Raw genomic sequence first — 16,126 nt, forward strand, 5'->3', positions numbered from 1 at the left:
TAGATACGACTACATGACACGAAGCAGCACCCGTTGTTATGTAGTCGTTTTTTATTGCTTACCGGTTAGGATGAATAGGGTGCAGCAAATTCAATAATGTTCTGATCGGGATCGAGAATGAAAATTTGGGCAAAACCAGCTACACTGTTAGGTCTTGCTTCGTAGGGGATTCCTACGGATTCAAGCCAATGCTTTGTTTTTTCATAACTTTTCACCCACACAGCGAAGTGTCCGTCCGTTGTGTCAATTCCGCTCTTCCGAAGTGTCTCTCCTGCTGGGTGCTGCAATAGATGCAGCTGCTGCTCTTCTCCGATCGCGTACCAAACTCCTGTTGAATCAAAAGGAGGGCGCGTGATCTGTTTCAATTGTAATTTTTCGGAATAGAACTGATGAGCCTTTGTTAAGTCTCGAACAGCCAAACTCACATGATGGATTCGTTCCATTTCAATCACGGTAGTTGCACCTCTTTTTGTGTATATTTGTATAGGAAATAGTTTACAAAATAATCTGTAATGCTATGCTAACATATCCTGCGCTTCTTGTTGATATAAAATCGCGGATTATCGATAGACTATTTATTTTTTTATGATACAGGTAAAAAATACAGAAAGGCAGTCACCATCTCTGTAGTGATGGTGACTGCCTTTCCTTGTGATCCATGATAAATTTAATTAGACAGTTGTAAATAACGAAGTGTTCTCAACAGAATGACAACGGCTTCTTCTTTCGTTACCTTTTTATGCGGAGCCAGCTGACTCGAAGATACTCCATTCAGCAGTTTCTTTTCGACAAGCAGTGCTACGGACGTCTGGGCATAAGGCGAAATATCTCCACGGTCCTTAAACGGTGCAAGGGAAGCTGCATCAGCCTCTTCATGCTTACCTGCATAATGAAGTACATTTACTATGAATACCGCAAGCTCTTGACGAGTGATATCCGCTTTTCCATTAAATGTACCATCCGTTTTTCCTTTTACAAGGTATGCTGCTTTGGCGGCAGCAATCTCTTTCTCATACTTTGATCCCTTAGTTACATCAATGAAGTTAGTGTCGTTTGCATTCGGAAGGAGCCCTAGACCTCTTACGAGAATAGAAATGACCTCTTCGCGTGAAATCGTTTCTTTACCTTGAATACTGCCTTTTACACCAGACAGAAGAATCTGCTTCATCAAAGCCTGTTCCACATCTTCCCCTGCCCACTTCGCTACTGAACCTGTGAATATACTGCTGCTTTGTGCCAAGAAGTAAATACCGCTTGCTGTTTTCTTCATCTCTACCGTAACCTTGCCATTAGCAGAGCTCGTTACCAATGTCGGTACGGGACGAATTTCATTCCTACTTTGTAGATAAACGAACCCGCTCAGTTTTTTCTTATCTACTTCTTTTGCATCCAGTGTAATGAGTTCGCTGATATAAGAGGTGCCGAATCTACTGACCTCCTCTGCTGTTCCTTGAGCTTTCATGTGCTCTACCTTCAGGTGCATTGGCTTATTCACAATTTTCAACTCTTTAAGCCAAGCATTTAGTCCCTTATCCTCTGTTTCGGAAATGGCTGAAACCGTTACTCTGCTATCCCCTGCTCCTGATAATAGGGACACAGGAATATGTTGTTCCGCTCCGTTAATGACCAAGATCAGTTTTGCTGATGCAGATTTCTTACGGATACTTTCAATTATTGCCTGCGGAAGTGTAATTTCGTTCTGTTCTGTACTGCTTTTTACAATTATTCTATAGTTCACTTCGGTTGCTTCACGAATCGTTTTCAATGCCTGCTCTGTAACGAGCGTAATTTTTGTTGTATTTCCATCCATGATGACTTTCGTCTCTAGCTGATTTTCTTCCAGTACCTGTGCTGGTGGAGCTGGCGCTACGGTAACAGGAGTAGATGGGCTTGTGTTGGTGTTAGTGTTTGGATTTGGATTTGGATTTGGATTTGGATTTGGATTCGGCTGCTGGTCAGGTCCAGGGGAAGTCACTTTTACTTTTTGAGTTATAAAATTCGACACTTTTTCCACGGAATCGCCCGATCTCTTTGTTGCGAGCAGCCGCACCACATGATCCTTGCTTGCATCTACAGAGATGGTATAGTTATTTTTCTCCGTTGCCCCGATATATTCATTGTCTATAAATACTTCGTAATGGGTCGCCCCTGGCACAGTACTCCAATGCATTTGGTACTTTTGATCTTCTACTTTTTCAAAGCTAACATTCGTTGGAGCCTTAAGCTCTTCTGTATTCACACCCCCGTCCATTGGAAGATTGGAGGCCAGTTCATTAATCAAGGCATGACTGCGATCACTTGTTACATCCCAGTTCATTGAACCGGCAATATCCAGTGATCTAACCATGGAAGCTGTATATTTCATTGTGGTTTCATCATTATAAGTTATGAATAGCTTCGTCTCTGGATTGTATACGTAAGATACTTTGGCTGCCTCATTCCACGTTTGAATGTATCCATTTTTATTCACATAGTTGTTCTCAATATCCGTAAAGTCATAGATGCCGGCTTCCCAAGATCCTTTCGGCGGAGCGCCAGTACATACTGCATATTCTCCTGGCGAAGGACAATCAGACCAACCTTTACCGTAATACGGTACGCCTGCTAACAACTTGTACTCAGGAACACCTCCGTTTAAATGACCGAGTAAAGCACCCAGCACATTGTTACGAGGAGCAGAACTTTTGGGAAGATTGCGATCATAATAAAGCGGGGCATTGTGATTCGCTAATTGTTCCCAAGTTCCGCTGTAGTCATAGGTCATAATATTGATGAAATCAAGGTAAGTGACGGAGTTTTGCAAATCCGCATTTACCACGAAATTATCTCCTTGTGCTGATGCAATCGTTAGTAAATAATACTTGCCGTCTTCAGCACCCGCTGCATCCAAAGCTTCCCGCGCAGTTTTCATAAGAAGTGTGAAATTCTCCGTATCCTCCGGACCGCGTGAATTATTGTCTTCTCCGCCTTCTACTGGATACTCCCAGTCAATGTCGAGTCCATCAAAATGATATGTTCTCAGGAATTCCACTGCAGAATTAGCAAACGCTCGCCGTGTAACTTCTGAATCTGCCATCAATGAGAAGTAGTCTGACCAGGACCAACCTCCAACAGATATCATCAGTTTAAAGTCCGGATTTTCCAATTTCCTTGCATTAAAGCGAGTGAAATTTTCGATGTCTTTCACCTTATCCCCGATGATCATCTCACCATCAAACACGTAATCTGATTGGAGTGGAATGGCTGCATCCTGACAAGGCTCTCCTTTACTATTGATGCCTTTCCAGCACAGATCTGCAAAAGCATAGTTGACATGAGTAAGCTTTGTAACGGCTACATCTTCAGGCTGAAAATTACGTCCATCGGGATATACAGCCCAGGCAGGAAAATAAGACACATTGCTGTAACTGCTTCCAGGTACCGCAGAAACTCTGCCACTTGCTTCTGATGTCCAAAGACTGTTTTTGGCTATAACGTAGTATTCATACTTTTGTCCTTCCGCTACATGATCTGCAACATAACGAACGTCGGCTGTCGTTCCGATCTGAACTCCGTTCTGGTATACCTCATACTCCGCAGCTCCAGGGACAGGCGCCCAGCCAAGACTTACCTCCGTCCTCGTAGCAGTAATGACACTAAGTCCTTTAGGAGCAGCGAGCTCCCCCCAAGTGATCGTTACGGCATTGCTGTTCTTTGAGACAGGATAATCTGTCTTCTGAGCAGCAACTTCAAACTTGTATGTCTTTCCTTGGGTGAGTCCACCGTCAGGTTTGTACTCATACCATGTATCCTGTTCGTTCCAAGTACCACCGACCCATCCTCCATTTACATAGACATCATATCCAGTTGCTCCAGGGCTTGCTCCCCAGCTGAGGTTTACCGCATCAGACGAAATATCACTAAGCGTTAATGCGCTCGGTGGTGTGAGCGGTGTATCCGGATATTCACTTGTATCCGCAGGAGTTGTGAACTCTAGAATATTACTTATGTTCCCCGCATCGCCGTTCCAAGTAATGTAGATCCGGTATGTAGTTTCCGGATTCAGTCCGGTAAGGGTTCGCGTGTAATAACTTCCCCATGTAATCCAGGCATTTGTATCCGCATTATAGATTTGAATGTCGTTATCCTCGACATCTTCCCGGAAATCCCACTCGATTTTAGCTGTATTATGCCTTAGACCATCTTCCGCCAATCTCAGGTGCTTTGGAGCCGTCATATCAACCTCTTCATCAAGAACTTCATTTTCAAGAGCGACTTCGCTTTCATCAGTATCTTCATTTTCACTTGACGGTACTTCATTTTCACTTGATGGTACTTCACTTTCATCCGGCACTATACTCTCACTTGGCAATTCACTTTCAGAAATAGCTTCATCCGCTGAAGTTGTGACAGGCGCAGATGAAGCAGATGTTATTCCTTCTTCCGCATGAACATAAGAAGGTTGGACCAAGGGTGTGAAAATTAAGATAAATGCAAGAAAGAAATTAATCCATTTGGTTTCTTTTTTCCTCAAAAATGAATTCATTTTTTTCACCTCTATCAAAGTTATTAAATTTGTAAATTAAGTAACTTCTGAAGTCATTCATAGATTCGGTAGGGTGTTATCGGAAATTTAGCGTGGGTGTGAATTGAATTTTTTTAAAGAAGTACCTGCATGAGGATTGAATATCGAGCGATGTAGGTTAGGATGATTTTATTTGAAAGCGTTTACTATAATATCTACCATACTAATGGTTGCCCCCGTAAATGCGGCATTTCCTGCTTATTCCCTCCTCTCCGTACGGCTGTAAAATGACCAACTGGAGTTACTTTAATAATGGATCCGATATAAAAAAATAAAAAGGGGAATAAACCTGCAATCCTGGGATAATATTTTCTTATCCTTGAATAAACCTTTGTATTAATAAAACAAAAAACACCTAGAGTCCATCCAGTGGATGGATCATAGGTGTTAGGTATTATTTACTCTCCCACACGACACGACTCGTGACCAAATCGATAATTTTTGCATTTTCTACAAAAGCGGCAAGCTTTAACGCATCCTGTTTCTTTAAAAAAGCATCAAAATAGGAACCATCTACATATAAAGCAACACCATGTTCTTCGGCAGGAATTTCGGAAGGGACTTCGGTAGAAGTTTCTGCATTCGTCAACATCGCCTCTGCGTTATCCTTGCTGGGTTGTTCTGTTTCTTGCAAGAATACGTCCTGTAGCGGCGCAGTTTCTCCTATTGCTATTACGGCTTCGCTCTCTATGGTTTCGCTCTCTGTAGTTAACTCATCGGTCTCTTCAGGCTGATCCGTTTCTGTACCGTCTGCATAGTCAGTCGTAAACTGCTCGATATCTCCTTCTTCGGTCGAAACAAAAAATTCCGTAGTATAAGGCTTCTGATAATAAATCACCTTATTGGAAGAAGAGCTTAGTCTCATAAAACTCAAAAACGTCTCGGAGTACGATACCGTAATCGTTCCTTCTGTAGCATTTGGAAGCTGCTTATACTCCACGATTAAATGACCTTCTGAATCATACCAATCATTATTCAGTGCTTCCTGTTTAAACTCGCTAAGCGCCTCAGGTGACGGCGGAAACTCTAAATAATCCGAAGCTTTATTGACGATATGTTCTGAGATGGGCTGTGCAATGTAATCCGAAAGTACAGGTTCAACCACTTTTTGTACCAGAATCAATAGAACTGCACAAATAATCAGCATGACAAAGGTCATTCGCAGGACCCTATTTATGTTATTCGCCATCATCTTATCCCCTTTTTCTATGTACAAAGACCTACTTATATAAAAGATATCGGTGAATACGATCGTTATGATGAGTCTTACTCATTTATAAAAATAACAAAAAACCTCCTGAACTAAGCATCACTTTCGCTATACTTAGGTTCAGGAGGTTTTTTCCTGCACATTTAAATTTCGATTCTGCGATATACCTCTCTTAGCAAGGCTCTTCGCTTGGTTTGCCTGCATCGGTTGCCGTACGGAACGAAGAACCGCAGCCGCATGTGGCAATCGCGTTCGGGTTATGAATCGTGAATCCCCCGGTCATACCGGATTCTTCAAAGTCAATTTCTAGACCTTCTAACAGACGAAGGCTGTCTTTCTCCACAACTACCTTCATATCCTGAACAGTCATAAATACATCTTGATCTGTTTCGTTATCGTCAAACCCCATTGCATATGAAAATCCGGTACAGCCACCGGGTGCTACGCCAAGACGCAAAAACATATTTGGTGTTTCTTGTTGCTCGAGCATCTCTTTCAAACGCTCTGCTGCTGCATCACTAATGGTAATCATCGGTCATACCTCCTTCTATCTAATAAGATTCAAGTCATCTCACGTTCATAGGGACGTAAAATGAAGTTGAATTCCTATATCATATGTAGAATTATACTCCACCTGTTCTCCTACCTCAAGAGATGAGCATGGAATAAAGATCCTAAGTAAACAAGCTTTTTACACCTTTGTATTGAACCGCTTGGATGTGAGGTTTATAATAGTAGGGAATTGTACATGTAATTGTCAAAGATTTGTCACAGAAACCTGCTTTTGCAGCCGTAATTTCAGTTGTAACTTTTTTCACATTCTACCATGACAACCGTTTGGTCTTTACATTATTTAATATGCGGGCGAACACAGAACGTCATGACTCAGGAGGAATAAGCATGTCTACATTAATCACACCATTTACAGATACGAAAATGGCTGCCATCGTCGAGAAAGTACAGAATGGACAGCGTTTGACACTGGAAGACGGTGTTTATCTTTATGAGAGCGATGATCTTCTTACAATCGGACAACTTGCCAATGAAGCAAATCTTCGCAAAAACGGTAAAAAAGTATATTTCATTGAAAATATGAGTTTGTATTTTACAAATGTATGTGAAGCACGCTGTGCATTTTGTAACTTCAGAAAAGACCAAGGGGAAGAAGGATCTTATACCCTTTCTGGTCAAGAGATGATTGACTATGTAGAACAGCACATCCATCCTGGTGTTAGGGAGTTCCACATTGTTGGTGGACATAATCCTCATGTGCCATTCGAGTATTATGTTGAATCCCTGCGTGCTCTGAACGAAAAATATCCGAATGTTACGCTTAAAGCATATACGGCAGCTGAGATTGATTTCTTCACACGAATTAGCGGTCTCAGTGTCAAAGAAGTTTTACAGGAACTACAAAACGCTGGACTCCAATCCCTCACAGGCGGCGGAGCAGAAATCTTATCGGATGAATATCGTCAGAAAATGAAAGTAACCAAAGCCAATGTTGATCGATATCTTGAGGTCCACCGGACAGCTCATCAGCTTGGTATGAAAACACACACCACCATGCTTTATGGTTCTGTTGAATCCTACGAAGATCGAATTCAGCATATGCTTCAGATTCGTGAGCTCCAAGATGAAACGGGTGGATTCATGGTCTTTATACCTCTCTCGATGCAGCCGAAAAGTAAAAATGCCGGTATTATGCGTCGTAACTCCGCCTATGAAGATCTCAAAACGATTGCGATCTCAAGACTTATGCTTGATAACATCGATCATGTAAAAGCCTATTTCATTAATATTGGCCCTCAATTAACGCAAGTAGCACTCAGCTTTGGGGCTTCTGATGTACATGGTACGATTGTACGTGAACAGATCAGTCATGCTGCTGGTGCGCTTACACCTGCAGGGCTGACTCGTAAAGAATTAATCTGGCTTGTAAAAGGTGCAGGCCGTATTCCCGTTGAACGTGATACCTTCTATAACGAGATCGAAGTTTTCGAATAATGACCTGATACTTGAAAGAGTTCCCATATGGATTCAGCTCTTTACTATAGAGCTGAATCCAATTTATTGTTTCCGCAGTTACATTCATTATCCCATCATCCCCACCCGGCCAAATGCATCATGACCGAGCGTAAACTAACATCTTTGCAAGATCGCATAAGAAAGGAAGTTAATTCGTCATGAAAAATATCGTTATCCTCGGAGGCGGCTACGGCGGTCTTACCGTAATTAAACATCTTCTTGAAGGCTCTATCCCAAATGATACCCAGATTGTCCTCGTGGACCGTATGCCTTTTCAAGGGCTCAAAACTGAATATTATGCACTTGCTGCAGGGACAGTATCTGATTATGATCTGCGTGTGCAGTACCCTGTTCATGAACGTCTGACCTATAAATATGGCGAAGTTGAAGCTATTGATTTAGAAGGAAAAGTAATTCAAATTCAAAATGAGGATCCCCTTCCGTATGACCAATTAGTGATTGGTCTTGGGTGCACAGACCGTTTTCATGGAACTCCGGGTGCAGAAGAATACAGCAATACCATTCAAAGCTTCCGAAACACACGTGAGACCTATCTGCGTGTAAGTGAAGTTAAACCCTATGGTCATGTTCACATTGTAGGAGGAGGACTCAGCGGGGTCGAGATTGCTGCAGAGATTAGAGAAAGCCGTTCAGATCTTAATGTGACCATCTTGGACAGAGGTGACCGTGTTCTTTCCGCTTTTCCGCAGCGATTATCTGCTTATGTAAGTGAATGGTTTGCAGAGCATCAGGTAGAGACTAGAAATCATATTTCAGTAGCCAGGGTAGAACCCCAGGCCATTTATAATCGGGATGAAGAAATCGTAACGGATGCGGTTATATGGACAGCAGGAATTCAGCCTGTAAAAATGGTCCGTGATCTGAATGTACAGAAAGATCCCCAAGGCCGAGTTACTCTTAATGAGTACTACCAGATTCCTGAATATCCTGAAGTATATGTCGTGGGTGACTGTGCGAGTCTTCCTTTTGCACCAAGCGCACAAGCTGCTGAAGTGCAAGGAGAACAAATTGCGCATATTATTCATGCCTTATGGAAGAATGAAAAACCCAAAACCGAAGCTCTCAAACTGCGCGGTACTCTAGGAGCACTCGGCAAGAAAGCTGGTTTTGGGCTTATGGGTAAGACATCGATGATGGGACGTGTTCCGCGGATTCTAAAAAGCGGTGTCCTCTGGATGTCGAAGCGTCATCTGGGTTAAAGAAGATTTTTCCCTTTAAAGATCCAGGTCATTCCATGCGTCAATTTCTGCAATTTTGGACAAAATGGCTTCATGCAGTTCCTTTGCACTTGCTGCTGTGACTACTTCCCCATTCACAAGAGCAAAGGGAGTACTGCTGCATTGTCCGCAATTCGTGAGGCATCCGTATTCGATTACATCGTATTCGAGGTTTTCTTCCAGTGCCTCAAAGACTTCATCTGTTCCAAAATGCATGTTGTTGGTACAAAATTCAATAATGGGTCTCAAATTATTCACCTGCTTCGGTTTTGACCATTTTATTTTGACTTCAATTGTACTATAATAAAGGGAAGGAAAGGAGTTGACAATATGAGCGAAAACGTACAAAGCAGCACCATGTATGATGAAGTTCTAGAAGTTCTTGATAAACTTCGCCCATTCCTGCAACGCGATGGCGGTGACGTGGAATTGGTTGATGTTGAAGACGGCATCGTTAAGCTGAAATTAATGGGTGCTTGCGGTAGTTGCCCAAGCTCCACCATTACATTAAAAGCAGGGATTGAACGCGCACTCGTTGAAGAAGTAGAGGGCGTACAAGAAGTAGTTCAAGTATTCTAATCATCCCATCAGCATATAAGAGAGTCCCGAATAGGGGACTCTCTTCTTTTATTCTGTAATGGTTGGACGAATAGGATCGAGTCCTCCCGATATATCCATAATATTTCCCGTTATAAAATCCGATTGATTCTTACATAGATAATGAATAACTCTTGCTACATCTTCTCCGCTTCCTGGTCTTCCTCTTGGTGTTTCCCTATCAATTAAACCACTTACTTGTTCAATGGTCATCTCTTTATGTGCTCCTCTGATATCACCAGGGCAAATCATATTTACCGTAATGCCATAAGGTGCTTCTTCGACGGCAAGCGTCTTTGTAAAAGAAACAAGCCCTACCTTCGCAGCGGCATAAACCGCCCGATGTGGCCAAGATCTCGCTTCACCGGCATGACTGAATCCGAAATGGATAATCCGGCCCCAGTTTTTCTTCCGCATACCCGGAAGCACCCGGTGATCTAACAACATCGTTCCTACCAGATTTCCTTGCGTTAACATAATAATGTCTTCTTGCGTATATTCGGAAAACAGCTTTCGATCCCTAATAAAAGGACCGGCATTGTTTATAAGTATATCCACTACACCAAGCTTATGCTCTACTGTTGAGACTAACCGTTCGATATCTTCTGCCTTACATATGTCCGCCTGTACTGCGATGCAACGAACACCCCGTTCTTTGACAGCTGCACATAATTCCTCTGCTTCCTTCTGACTATGTACATAATTCAGAGCAATATCATATCCTTCTGCTGCAAGCTGAAGTGCAGTCATCTTGCCAAGTCCCTTAGCGCTTCCTGTAATCAGAGCGACTTTGTTGTCCAACATCCCTTCCTCCTCCTAAAAAGAGCGGTTCCTACTCAGTATAATATAGCAGGAGTAATAAGAAAAGAAAGAAGGATTCCTAGAAAAAAAGAACCTGCCTCTATGAACAGAGCGCAGGTTCTTCGTCATTTTTTAGAATGCAGGAACGATAGCTCCCGCATAATTATTTTCAATGAAAGTTTTGATTTCATCGGAATTCAGAGCAGCATTAAGCTTTTGTACAGCTTCATCGTTCTGATTGTTCTCACGAGCGACAAGCACGTTCGCATAAGGAGAATCTTCATCTTCAATGAACAAAGCATCCTCAAGTGGATTTAAATCAGCTTCAAGTGCATAGTTCACGTTGATTACAGCGAGATCTACTTCACCCAGTTGTCTTGGAAGCATAGCTGCGTCCAGTTCAACGATTTTCACATTTTTCGGATTCTCTGCAATGTCACTGATTTTAGACTCTACATTCGTGTTGTCTTTCAGTTTAATAATACCGTTTTTATCAAGTAACATCAGGGCACGACCACCGTTAGTAGCATCATTAGGGATGGCGATCTTTGCACCCTCTTTTAATTCATCTGCAGTTTTAACTGTGTTAGAATAAGCTCCAATAGGTTCTACATGAACATTGTTAAGAGCTACCAAGTTCAAACCGCGTTTTTCATTTTCATCATTCAGATACGGCTTGTGTTGGAAGAAGTTCGCATCCAGCTGGTTTTGAGACAGCTGTAAATTAGGCTGTACATAATCGTTAAAGATGGTGATCTCAAGATCAATACCTTCTTCTGCGAGGATCGGCTTTACTTGCTCCAAAATCTCAGCATGCGGTACAGGTGATGCTCCTACTCGAAGGGTGACTCTTTTATCTGTCTGACCGCTATCGCCATTTCCTGTCGTATCCTTACCAGCAGAATCATTTCCACATGCAGCTAGAACTAGTACCAATGCGAGTGTAAGACCAGACAATAACCATTTTTTCATCGTTAAACCCTCCTATTTATAGTAAATCCCTATCTCTTAAAGAAAATTGCTATTTACGTGTAAAATGTTTGACTAATCTGTCCCCTGCCATCTGCAGGACTTGTACCAGAATAATCATTACAATAACGGCAACAATCATCACTTCTCGTTCATACCTGTAATATCCATAGTTAATGGCCAGCGCACCCAGTCCCCCGCCGCCAACCATCCCGGCCATTGCGGTGTAGGATATGAGGGTAACCACCGTGATTGTAATCCCTGCAAATAAACCAGGAAGAGCTTCAGGCATGAGCACCTTCATGATAATCTGCCCCGTGGAAGCCCCCATCGCCTGTGATGCTTCGATAACACCCTTGTCTACTTCGCGCAGAGAAGTCTCTACGAGCCTTGCAAAGAAAGGTGCTGCACCTACCACGAGCGGCGGGATTGTTCCCACAACCCCGATTGTTGTGCTAACCAGCGCTTTTGTGATCGGAAGCATGGCAACAATCAGAATAATAAAAGGAACTGATCGCAAAATATTTACGATAAAAGAAAGCACAGTGTATATGACACGATTCGGCATAGAAGCAGATCGTGAAGTTAGAAAGAGAATAATACCCACCGGCAGTCCAATAATAAAAGTAAAGATACCCGATACAAGCAGCATACTTAGTGTTTCTAAGGTAGCTTTTTGAATCTCATCCCAGTTAATGACGGAAAAATCAAGACCCACTATTCAGCACCTCCACTTCAAGACCTTGCGAAGTCAAGGATTCAACCGTTTTTAATATCTGTTCAGGATGTCCCTCTAATCGAACCATCAACTGACCATACGGCATCTGCTTAATTGTAGAGATTGTTCCTTGCAAGATTGCAAAATCCACTCCGGTTTGCCGCACCGTCTGCGATAAAATCGAATCATAGGTTTTACTCCCAAGAAAAGTGATTTTTACCGTTTGTGAATGTTCTAAATGCGTAGCCTGAATGGCTTCCTCCATTAAATCGCTAACTTCCGTTTCACGTAAAATAAATTCTTGGGTAACAGGATGTTGCGGTTTGAGGAATACTTCTGCAACTGGTCCTTCTTCCACAATCCCGCCTTGATGAATAACAGCCACCCGGTCACAGATGGTCTGAATTACATGCATCTCATGGGTGATGAGTACAATCGTAAGATTGTACTTCTGATTAATATCAAGCAAGAGCTTAAGTATGGAGTTCGTTGTCTGCGGATCAAGCGCTGAGGTGGCTTCATCACACAGCAGAACTTGAGGATCGCTTGCAAGCGCCCTTGCAATACCGACACGCTGTTTTTGCCCTCCGGACAGTTGAGAAGGATATTTGTTACTGTGGTTGGTGAGTCCCACGAGTTCAAGTAATTCCTTCACCTTTTGATCGACTTTCTTGTTGTCCGTTTTTACTAAACGCAGCGGGAATGCAATATTCTCATAAACGGTGGCAGAACTCAGCAGATTAAAATGCTGAAAAATCATCCCTATTTTGCGCCGCTGCGCTTGAAGTTGTGATTTATTTAATTTCGTCATATTAATACCGTCCACATAAACATCACCTGATGTTGGACGCTCTAATAAGTTAATCAACCGAATCAGTGTACTTTTCCCTGCTCCGGAATGACCGATTACACCAAAGATTTCGCCTTTATGAATAGACAAATCAAGCCCAGACAGTGCAGTGGTTACATGCTTTCCTTGTCCATAATCTTTGCGAATATTTTTTAATTCAATCAATACGGTACCTCCTTGCCTTGCGGTCATTCTCATTTTGACTCATAGACACAAAAAACCCCCTTTTTCACAGAAAAAGAGGGCATCAATAGTTAAACGACTCCTTCTCATCTGCCAAGACCAAAACGTATGATCTTGAAGGATTTAGCACCATGTCATCCTATATAGAAAAATAATCTATAAAGAATCGGTTGCCGGGCTTCATAGGGCCTGTCCCTCCGCCACTCTCGATAAGAATGATATGCAGTTATGAATAATGATAATGTCGAATGTTGACGTTTGCTAAACAAATAATTGTTTCAGAAACTTAGTGAAAGTATAAGATATTTCATAACACTTGTCAAAGGAAAATATTAAGAGCGAACCGTTTGTTTTTTCCATGTGCTAATCATGTACTCAAAGGATTCATGTAAACTTCTTGACACGAGATCCACACCAAGTTCCAGATCAGAAGTAAATGCTTTTAGGTCTTCTAGTTTCACTTTCCCATGCAGTGCTTGATGCCTTTGCCATAAATCATCTTGCATCTCCACATTCATATGATGGATCTCTGTATTTCGTCTTTTGCGAAGACGATTCATGGGCTGATGATACTTATCTTTCAAGCTGCTTAGTTGCATGAGAAGTGTCTTATGCTTGGGTTGCCCTTCGAGCTGTTTCAGAACCGTGAAATAGGAAAAATGGGCTTTGATTCTGGAGGTCTCTAAGTGATACCAGTCATCTAGAACATTACCCAGTTTGTCTAAGGTTGCAAACATACGGATGAAGCCGTCCTTGTAAAAGTATACGTACCTGGCATAATCGGCTTTTTCGTCTGGCCCCATATCATCTGTTGATTCCGCATGAACCTTTGCCGCATAAAAAGAAGCTGCATACGAACTTTGCTCGAGCTCATCCAATGAGGTAATGAGTCCACGAGTCCATATTTCCAGTTCACGATAATCATGTGTTGGGTCTGTACTCTCTTTTATTTCTTGCATGAGTAACTGCAACATACGCGCCATTGCATCCATTGCTTCTTTCAAGTATCCCGAGTTCACCCGGGGTGGTTCACCTAATAAAGTACGCAGCATATGAACATCCTCCCTGTACCTCATTTTCCCCCATCCAGGCACTCAGAATCCCTGCTTCTTATTGGACCTTTGCGAAATATGATTTCCAGCGCGAATCGACGAGTTCTACAATATCTTCCCTCGGAATGACTTCTTCAGGGTAACCTGGCTTCATCCGCGCATCAATCACGATCGGCAAGGAGTAACCAATATGATTCCGTTTCACTGAAGTATCTGCATACATGTCACTTGCTGGATTAAAGCGAGTAAATACAGTCCATAAGAAGGACATCTGATTCTTCGCTGTTTCTTGTGCATGATCAACTAGAATGACGAGCGGCCAAGTCTGTTCGAGTGCCCCAAAACGTTCTACAAGCCTGCCTGCAAGTTCTGGTTCTTCTTCGTAAGAAGCTCCCTCTACAAGCAGTACTCCACCGCAATAAGGTCTGATATCGGATATTTCATTCACAAACCCACCCTCGTATGTGCGAGGAAGATCGCGCACTTTCTCTCCAACACCCACTAGGATGGCTTTACTTCCGTGGTTCAGCTTGTGACCGGTATAATCCAGCGTATCATGTGAAGTATGATCAAAAATAAACAGATCCGTCTTGGGATCAAACCGCTCCAGTACCGTTTCAATTAATGTCGTAAAGTTAGATAATTCAATGGCCTGATCGGTTAAAATCAAAAATTTGGTCAATGACAACTGACCTTGTCCAAGTATGCTGAATCCAGAAACTAATGCCTCACGCGAATAGCTTTCCCGCACAACAGCAGAAGCAAGCGCGTGAACTCCGCTTTCCGCATAAGCCCATAAATCTTTCACCGTCGGCATGACAATGGAGTAAGCGGGAGATAATAAGCGCTGTACGAATTCTCCGAGATAATAATCCTCTTGACGTGGTTTACCCACGATCGTCATCGGATAAATTGCATCTTTGCGGTGCCACATCCGCTCCACGTTCAAGATTGGAAACTCATGAGCCAACGAATAATAACCGAAATGATCACCAAATGGCCCTTCCATTCTACGCTCATGAGGCGGCACTATTCCTTTGATTACAAATTCTGCTTCAGCCGGCATGCGGTGTCCCCCGTACGGGTCATCAACCATTTTCAGCTTGTCTCCCATAATCAGAGAAGCCATGAGCAGTTCCGGAAGTTTCTCCGGGACAGGAGCGATTGCAGACGCAATGAGAGCGGGAGGCCCGCCTAGAATGACAGATACCGGTAACCCTTGTCCGCGCTGTTCCGCTTCATGGTAATGGAATCCGCCGCCTTTTTGAATTTGCCAGTGCACACCTGTTGTATGATCATCATAAATCTGAATTCGATACATCCCAAGGTTGTGATCTTTATGATCATCTGGATGTTCTGTATAAACGAGCGGTAATGTTAAGAATGGACCTCCGTCCAGCTGCCAGCTCGTTACCTTCGGAAGCATTTTTAGCGGAGCTTCCGTTTGATTGGCAGATAAAATGGGTGCATCACTTCGCTGCACTGTTTTCAATCCCACTTTTAGCGCCTCTTTAATCAAGCCTCGTTCATTCCAGAGTGCTTTGGGTGTAGGAGGCATAAGCGTTTTCGTTGCACCCACAATGGATTTCATGAGTTCTTCAGGTCTTGGTCCAAATGCCATATCTACTCTGCGGCTCGTGCCGAACATATTCGTGAGTACCGGAAAAGGAGTTCCTTTTACGTTGGTAAATAACAAGGCAGGTCCCTGCTCCTCGATGACACGTCTATGAATTTCTGCTATCTCTAAGTAAGGATCAACAGGCGCGTCGATAATAACAAGGTCTTTTTCCTGTTGTAATTTGGTTACAAACTCACGTAAATTTGAATAAATCAATGTGGAAGATCCCCCTTTATAAAACAAAGCCCTGCGAAATCGAATTCGTGGACTTTGTCATTTACCTATGTAGCCTTCGGAC

14 protein-coding genes and 1 riboswitch are annotated in these 16,126 nt (G+C 42.7%); of the genes, 3 read left to right on the forward strand and 11 right to left on the reverse strand.

Translation table 11 applies throughout. The features are described from left to right. Positions 1 to 65 precede the first annotated feature (65 nt). The 4 genes from QPK24_RS19895 to QPK24_RS19910 all read right to left on the reverse strand — a co-directional run bounded on the left by QPK24_RS19895 (position 66) and on the right by QPK24_RS19910 (position 6,306). Positions 66 to 443 (reverse strand): VOC family protein, encoded by a 378-nt coding sequence (locus QPK24_RS19895; RefSeq protein WP_407083035.1) that lies wholly within the window; start codon positions 441 to 443, stop codon positions 66 to 68. A 224-nt stretch (positions 444 to 667) separates the two neighbouring features. Further along, complete coding sequence (locus tag QPK24_RS19900) at positions 668 to 4,525, reverse strand: glycosyl hydrolase family 18 protein (protein ID WP_285744109.1); 3,858 nt, start codon at positions 4,523 to 4,525, stop codon at positions 668 to 670. Positions 4,526 to 4,958: 433 nt separating this feature from the next. Beyond that, the gene (locus QPK24_RS19905) at positions 4,959 to 5,756 is read right to left on the reverse strand and encodes a hypothetical protein (protein ID WP_285744111.1); all 798 of its coding nucleotides are present in this window, start codon (positions 5,754 to 5,756) and stop codon (positions 4,959 to 4,961) included. A gap of 190 nt (positions 5,757 to 5,946) precedes the next feature. Continuing rightward, positions 5,947 to 6,306, reverse strand: a complete 360-nt coding sequence (locus QPK24_RS19910; protein ID WP_285744113.1) for a HesB/IscA family protein — start codon at positions 6,304 to 6,306, stop codon at positions 5,947 to 5,949. 368 nt (positions 6,307 to 6,674) lie between these two features. Between QPK24_RS19910 and mqnE the strand changes: the two genes are divergently transcribed. After that, a complete protein-coding gene (mqnE, locus tag QPK24_RS19915) occupies positions 6,675 to 7,781 on the forward strand; it encodes an aminofutalosine synthase MqnE (RefSeq protein ID WP_285744114.1) in 1,107 nt (368 codons plus the stop codon). A gap of 179 nt (positions 7,782 to 7,960) precedes the next feature. Next, positions 7,961 to 9,022 carry an NAD(P)/FAD-dependent oxidoreductase gene (locus tag QPK24_RS19920; RefSeq protein WP_285744116.1) on the forward strand — a complete coding sequence of 354 codons (1,062 nt, stop codon included), beginning with the start codon at positions 7,961 to 7,963 and terminating at the stop codon, positions 9,020 to 9,022. A gap of 15 nt (positions 9,023 to 9,037) precedes the next feature. On the opposite strand, the gene QPK24_RS19925 is transcribed toward QPK24_RS19920, so the two are convergent. Then, positions 9,038 to 9,289 carry a YuzB family protein gene (locus QPK24_RS19925; protein WP_285744118.1) on the reverse strand — a complete coding sequence of 84 codons (252 nt, stop codon included), beginning with the start codon at positions 9,287 to 9,289 and terminating at the stop codon, positions 9,038 to 9,040. 81 nt (positions 9,290 to 9,370) lie between these two features. Between QPK24_RS19925 and QPK24_RS19930 the strand changes: the two genes are divergently transcribed. After that, positions 9,371 to 9,619 carry a NifU family protein gene (locus QPK24_RS19930; protein WP_160034785.1) on the forward strand — a complete coding sequence of 83 codons (249 nt, stop codon included), beginning with the start codon at positions 9,371 to 9,373 and terminating at the stop codon, positions 9,617 to 9,619. Between the two features lie 48 nt (positions 9,620 to 9,667). On the opposite strand, the gene QPK24_RS19935 is transcribed toward QPK24_RS19930, so the two are convergent. From QPK24_RS19935 to QPK24_RS19960, 6 genes are all read right to left on the reverse strand, one after another. Further along, positions 9,668 to 10,438 carry an SDR family oxidoreductase gene (locus QPK24_RS19935; RefSeq protein WP_285749463.1) on the reverse strand — a complete coding sequence of 257 codons (771 nt, stop codon included), beginning with the start codon at positions 10,436 to 10,438 and terminating at the stop codon, positions 9,668 to 9,670. A 132-nt stretch (positions 10,439 to 10,570) separates the two neighbouring features. Next, positions 10,571 to 11,410 (reverse strand): MetQ/NlpA family ABC transporter substrate-binding protein, encoded by an 840-nt coding sequence (locus QPK24_RS19940; RefSeq protein WP_285744121.1) that lies wholly within the window; start codon positions 11,408 to 11,410, stop codon positions 10,571 to 10,573. Positions 11,411 to 11,459: 49 nt separating this feature from the next. Beyond that, a complete protein-coding gene (locus tag QPK24_RS19945; RefSeq protein WP_285749465.1) occupies positions 11,460 to 12,128 on the reverse strand; it encodes a methionine ABC transporter permease in 669 nt (222 codons plus the stop codon). Beyond that, positions 12,115 to 13,140 (reverse strand): methionine ABC transporter ATP-binding protein, encoded by a 1,026-nt coding sequence (locus tag QPK24_RS19950; RefSeq protein ID WP_285744123.1) that lies wholly within the window; start codon positions 13,138 to 13,140, stop codon positions 12,115 to 12,117. Before QPK24_RS19950 ends, QPK24_RS19945 begins: the two co-directional genes overlap by 14 nt. A gap of 101 nt (positions 13,141 to 13,241) precedes the next feature. Then, positions 13,242 to 13,374: riboswitch (SAM riboswitch) on the reverse strand. A 116-nt stretch (positions 13,375 to 13,490) separates the two neighbouring features. Then, a complete protein-coding gene (locus QPK24_RS19955) occupies positions 13,491 to 14,210 on the reverse strand; it encodes a Cthe_2314 family HEPN domain-containing protein (RefSeq protein ID WP_285744124.1) in 720 nt (239 codons plus the stop codon). Positions 14,211 to 14,268: 58 nt separating this feature from the next. After that, positions 14,269 to 16,044: a UbiD family decarboxylase gene (locus QPK24_RS19960; RefSeq protein ID WP_285744126.1), complete on the reverse strand. Its 1,776-nt coding sequence runs from the start codon at positions 16,042 to 16,044 to the stop codon at positions 14,269 to 14,271. Between the last annotated feature and the right edge of the window lie 82 nt (positions 16,045 to 16,126).

This window comes from Paenibacillus polygoni, from assembly GCF_030263935.1.
GTDB classification, from domain to species: domain Bacteria; phylum Bacillota; class Bacilli; order Paenibacillales; family Paenibacillaceae; genus Paenibacillus; species Paenibacillus polygoni.

Coding starts and splice junctions, on each gene's coding strand:
- QPK24_RS19955 (WP_285744124.1), bottom strand. CDS start 14,210: ATGCTGCGTACTTTATTAGGTGAACCACCCCGGGTGAACTCGGGATAC.
- QPK24_RS19940 (WP_285744121.1), bottom strand. CDS start 11,410: ATGAAAAAATGGTTATTGTCTGGTCTTACACTCGCATTGGTACTAGTT.
- QPK24_RS19895 (WP_407083035.1), bottom strand. CDS start 443: ATGGAACGAATCCATCATGTGAGTTTGGCTGTTCGAGACTTAACAAAG.
- QPK24_RS19910 (WP_285744113.1), bottom strand. CDS start 6,306: ATGATTACCATTAGTGATGCAGCAGCAGAGCGTTTGAAAGAGATGCTC.
- QPK24_RS19900 (WP_285744109.1), bottom strand. CDS start 4,525: ATGAATTCATTTTTGAGGAAAAAAGAAACCAAATGGATTAATTTCTTT.
- QPK24_RS19930 (WP_160034785.1), top strand. CDS start 9,371: ATGAGCGAAAACGTACAAAGCAGCACCATGTATGATGAAGTTCTAGAA.
- QPK24_RS19920 (WP_285744116.1), top strand. CDS start 7,961: ATGAAAAATATCGTTATCCTCGGAGGCGGCTACGGCGGTCTTACCGTA.
- QPK24_RS19905 (WP_285744111.1), bottom strand. CDS start 5,756: ATGATGGCGAATAACATAAATAGGGTCCTGCGAATGACCTTTGTCATG.
- mqnE (WP_285744114.1), top strand. CDS start 6,675: ATGTCTACATTAATCACACCATTTACAGATACGAAAATGGCTGCCATC.